Raw genomic sequence first — 4,439 nt, 5'->3', positions numbered from 1 at the left:
GTTGGTGCGCTCGGCCCAGAAGTCCGACCACGCGTAGAAGCGGGTCGCGCCGTAGCGGGGCTTCTGCCCGAACCAGAACGACGGGGCATAGTGGCTGGTCAGCGCGTACTGGATGTCCGAGACCCGCGCCCCCGAGCGGGCGGCCGCCGCACCGATTCCCGCCCACCAGTGGCTCGAGGCGATCAGCACTTCCTCCGGCTGCACCCGCTCGAACACGGGCGTGAAGAACTCCCGCTCCGCGAGGAACTTCACCAGACGGTTACGCAGGTGGTCACCGAGATCGACGCGAATACCCAGCGCCTCGGTCAGCGCGGCCTCGTACGGGCGCGCATCCACCTCAGGCACACGCATGTGGGACCAGCGTCGCCGCCAGTCCTCCTTCCACTGCGTGAACTCCGCGAAGGGGTAGACCATGTTCGTCTCGTCCACGTCCGGATAGCCGTCGGCGCCCGGCTGCACCACGAACAGCGTCTCGTCGTCGACGAACGGGGCCGTTCGGTAGCCGCTCTGGCCGCGCCGTGCGTAGTCGAACACGACCCGCTCGGCCCGAGGTGCCGTCGACAGACGCTTGCTGCCCGGGTACTCGTCCAGGACCACGCCGCCGACGGCGGGCGCCGCGCCCCACAGCCCGGCGGCCTCGGCCAGCTGGATCACCAGCGCCGAGCGTCCGAGCTCCCACAGATGCACTCCGTCGGCCGTGGTGATCTCGAACAGGCCGTGCTTCCGCTCGGCCTCGCAGAGGCGCTCGAACATCTCGCCGTAGGTCCAGGGCGGGGTGATCCGGCGGCGGGAGGCGCCGTCGCGCAGCTCCACCCAGTCGTACTCACCGCGCACCGAGACCGTGGGGCGCTCGGCGGTGCCGGCGTTGCGGACCTGCACCCCCCCGGTCTGGTTGATCGGCGTCCCGAAGCTGTCCGCGCCGGCGGTGACCGGGTACCACGGATGGCGCGGGATCTCGCGTCGGGTGGGAGCTCCCGGCGCCCTGGACAGGCCGGAGAGGATGCGCATCGTCGAGGCCGCGGCGCTCGGGCCGATCTCCAGCAGCGGGGCGAGGATCGAGCGGGCGTCGACGGTCCCACCGGCGGAGGTCTCGTCCTCGACGTCGAGGTCCGCGGCCTGGCCGAGCGGGACCTCGCCCTCGGTGGGGTTCGCCGAGGGCTGCGAGAGCGTCGCCCCCTCGGCGCCGGCGAGCTCGCGCCGGGCCCGCATCCGGGTGCCGACCGTGGTGGCGACGTCGCGCGCCTTCCACACGACGTCCCGCGGAGCCCGCATGGCGAGATGGGCCAGCGCGGTCGGGACGTGCAGCGGGAGCGTCCCGCCGGAGGTCCCGAAGATCGTGTCCTGCGCCGCGGGCCGTCCGGCGCCGTACCGGGCGTCGCGGCGCAGGTGCGCGAGCACGACGAGCTCGTGCTGGGCGGTGGTGCTAGCGAGATAGTGCCGGTCCCCGGAGCCGGGGGCGGTGGTGTACGAGATCACGACGGGGGCGGAGGCCTCGAACTCGATCCGGGTCGTGCCGCGCTGGGTCCGCACCTTGGCGGCCCGGGTCTGGAGGCCGTCGTCGACCTGCACGTCGTGCAGCCCGACGAGCGAGGTGACGGTGAGCTGGTGGAGGCGACCGCCGCGGGTGCGGCGCGCGCGATGCTCGATCTCCTCGGTCCCGATCGGCTCCTTCCCGTCGGTGGAGAACACGCTCGCGAGGTCGAGCGGCGCGTCGTGCGGGCCGAAGAACTCGCGGTACTGCTCGACGACGGCCGAGGGGGCGAACCGCTCGTCGTAGCGCTCCCGCGCGCGTCGTCCGAAGCGCTCCCGCAGCTCCGCGTCCGCGGCGACCTCGCCGAGCCGTGCCGCGAGCTGCTCGACGTCGCCGAGGGGGACGATGTACCCGCTGGCGCCGTCCTCGATCGCCTCGCGCGGGCCGAAGTCGAAGTCGTAGGAGACGGTGGGGCGTCCCTGGTACATCGCCTCCAGCAGCGGGTACGGGAAGCCCTCGGAGAGCGAGGACATCAGCACGATGTCCGCGGTGGAGTAGACGTCGTGCTCGGTGCCGAAGCCGGGCATGTGCACGCGGCCGTGGAGGTCGAGGGAGTCCACGAGCTCGCGGACGGCGACGTAGTAGGGGTTGTTGCGGTTGATGTTCCCCCACAGCGTGAGGTGGACGGACTCGTCCTCGATCAGAGACAGCGCCCGCACCGCGTCGAGCTGGTTCTTGCGGTGCTGGAAGGAGGCGGGCAGGGCGATGTTCACGCCCTCGTGCTCGACGCGCTGGATCGCCCCGGGACCCTCCCCGGGGAAGTTCGGGATGAACACCACGTCCTCGTCGGCGAAGGTCGGGATGAACTGCTGGCGCAGTCCGTCGGCGACCGTCTGCAGCCGGTCGATGACGTCTCGGGACGCCATCAGCGGGTCCCAGAGCTCGGCATGGTGGAGGTAGTCGCCATGGATCTGCAGGACGGTGCGGGGGCGGCGTGCGTCCCCGCCGAGCGCGTGCTGGAAGGCGAGGGCCTGCACCGGGGCGGTGAACACGATCGTGTCCTCCTCCGTGAGCGCGTCGTTGAGCTCCCGGAGGGCGGCCAGCTCGTTGGCCGTGAACTCGTAGTGCAGCGCGCCGAGGTCGCCGGTGAGCTCGGGGTGCGCGTTGCGGTGCAGCAGACGGCCGCCGTCGGCCGGCAGCGCACGCAGCGTGTAGGCGGGGACCTCGAGGTCCAGCGGCCACACCGGGAGCATCCGGCTCGCGACGTCGCCGGTGCCGAGGAAACCCAGCACCGCCACCGCGTATCCCGCCGCACTCAGCCCGTTGCCCAGCTGGACGACGGACTTGTGGTAGCCGGTGGGTCCGGCGACCTCGTTGGTGCAGATCACGATCATTCGGGCGACAACCTTCCTCAGGTCACGGGGGTCAGGGGAGAGTGCTCCACGGGGTCACCGTGCGGGGACGAGCGGCTCCGGCAGGAGGTCGTCGCGCGCGGGGAGGCGCGGGAGCCGGCCGGGCAGATGGCTGAGCGGGTGGCGCAGGAACACCAGCGGGGACTGGCCGGAGCCGGCGTCCTGCGCGCCTTCGGTCCGCTCCACGAGGCCGAGCACCGCGCCCGCCTTCCGGAGCGGGGCACCGCCCCAGTAGCTGAGGAACGGTCCGGCGGTGCTGCGGTCCCAGCCGAGCGCCGCCCGCAGCGCCGCCGGGGACAGCAGGTGCTCGTGGCCGAGCTCCGCCAGGGCGACGGCGCGCCGGGTCGCATCCTCGGCGGTGTCGTCGTGGAACTCGGGCCACAGCTCGCGCGTGCGACGGGAGACCTCGGTGCCGAGGGAGCCTATGGCGAGGTCGCCGCCGTAGATCGCGGTGGGCGTGCCCTCGGCGGCGGCGTAGACCACCGCGGTGGAGAGCTGGTTGGACACGACGCGCCGCGCCCCGCGGACGAGGCGGAGGATCCGGCCGAGGAACTGCGGGTCGCGCCGCTCCCCCGCGCTGACGACGCGGTGGCCGTGCTCGCTCCAGACCTGCATCTTCTCCGGGCGATCGAGGTCCTCGGGGTGGAGGCAGACGAGGGAGGAGCCATCGCGCTCGGCGAGCTCGCGAGCGAGGTCCGCGTCGTCGTGCCGGAGCTTGACGAGGCGGGTGTCGTGGACGGGGAAGGCGACGGTCGCCCCGAGATCGGCGACCGGCTCGTCGGCCGTCAGCGCGCTGAGGTACAGGAAGGGCGCCCCGATCGGCGTGGTGAGGAAGGGATCCTCGGCGGGGTCCCAGCCTCGCGCCCGATGGCTCCACACCAGTCGGCGCGAGGTGCGGGGAAGGCGCGCGAAGTCGGAGAAGTGCACCAGCGAGGGCGAGCGCACGGTCCAGCCGTGCTGGAGGAGCCCGTGGAGGTGGCGCACGGAGTCGAGCCCCGCGTGGAGGGCGAGGGCGGCGCTGTGCCCGTAGTAGTGGTTCTGGATGTCCATGGGCTCAGCCGAAGATGTCGTGTCGGGAGGCGGGGACCTCGTAGGGGACGAGGTCATGCGGCGAGGTCGCGAGGCGGAACAGGCCCGACTCGACGTCCTGGAGGGTCTCCTCGAAGCCCGGCACCTCGATGACGTAGGTCGGGCAGCCCAGTGCCGCGGACTCCCACAGCGAGGTGGAGAACGTGCCGACCGCCATGACGGAGCGCGTGATGGTGGTCAGCGTGTCCTCCTCGGCGATGTCGACCGACTCCTCGAGCCCGCTCGCGGCGAGCTCCTGTCCGATGATCTCGCGCTGCGCGGGATGCGGGGCGATCACGACACGCAGCTCGGGGCGCTCCGCCACCAGCTCCTGCACGAAGGTCAGGATCCGCCGCAGCACCCGCGGCTGCGAGATGACGCAGACGTCCCAGCGCTTCTCCTCCGTGCTGGGGGCCTCGATCGCGGCGGTCAGCTCGGGCTGCTGGCGGGGGACGACGACGTGCTCGTCGTAGACGTTGGTGCGCTCG

At 72.4% G+C, this 4,439-nt stretch carries 2 protein-coding genes and 1 pseudogene; all 3 read right to left on the bottom strand.

Annotated elements, in window-relative coordinates:
* Nucleotides 1-2,865 (bottom strand): glycosyltransferase (locus tag HMPREF3159_RS10260; RefSeq protein ID WP_246821604.1); only part of this gene is annotated, 2,865 nt, incomplete at its 3' end.
* A 54-nt stretch (nucleotides 2,866-2,919) separates the two neighbouring features.
* Nucleotides 2,920-3,933 carry a hypothetical protein gene (locus tag HMPREF3159_RS10255; protein ID WP_070500940.1) on the bottom strand — a complete coding sequence of 338 codons (1,014 nt, stop codon included), beginning with the start codon at nucleotides 3,931-3,933 and terminating at the stop codon, nucleotides 2,920-2,922.
* 4 nt (nucleotides 3,934-3,937) lie between these two features.
* Nucleotides 3,938-4,439 (bottom strand): annotated as a pseudogene (locus tag HMPREF3159_RS17920) (glycosyl transferase family 1); the annotation flags it as partial.

It is taken from the genome of Brachybacterium sp. HMSC06H03 (assembly GCF_001807385.1).
In the GTDB taxonomy this organism is placed as follows: Bacteria; Actinomycetota; Actinomycetes; order Actinomycetales; family Dermabacteraceae; genus Brachybacterium; species Brachybacterium conglomeratum.
Note: the sequence above shows the minus strand (reverse complement) of the source record. Positions and strands in the feature narration are given on the sequence as shown.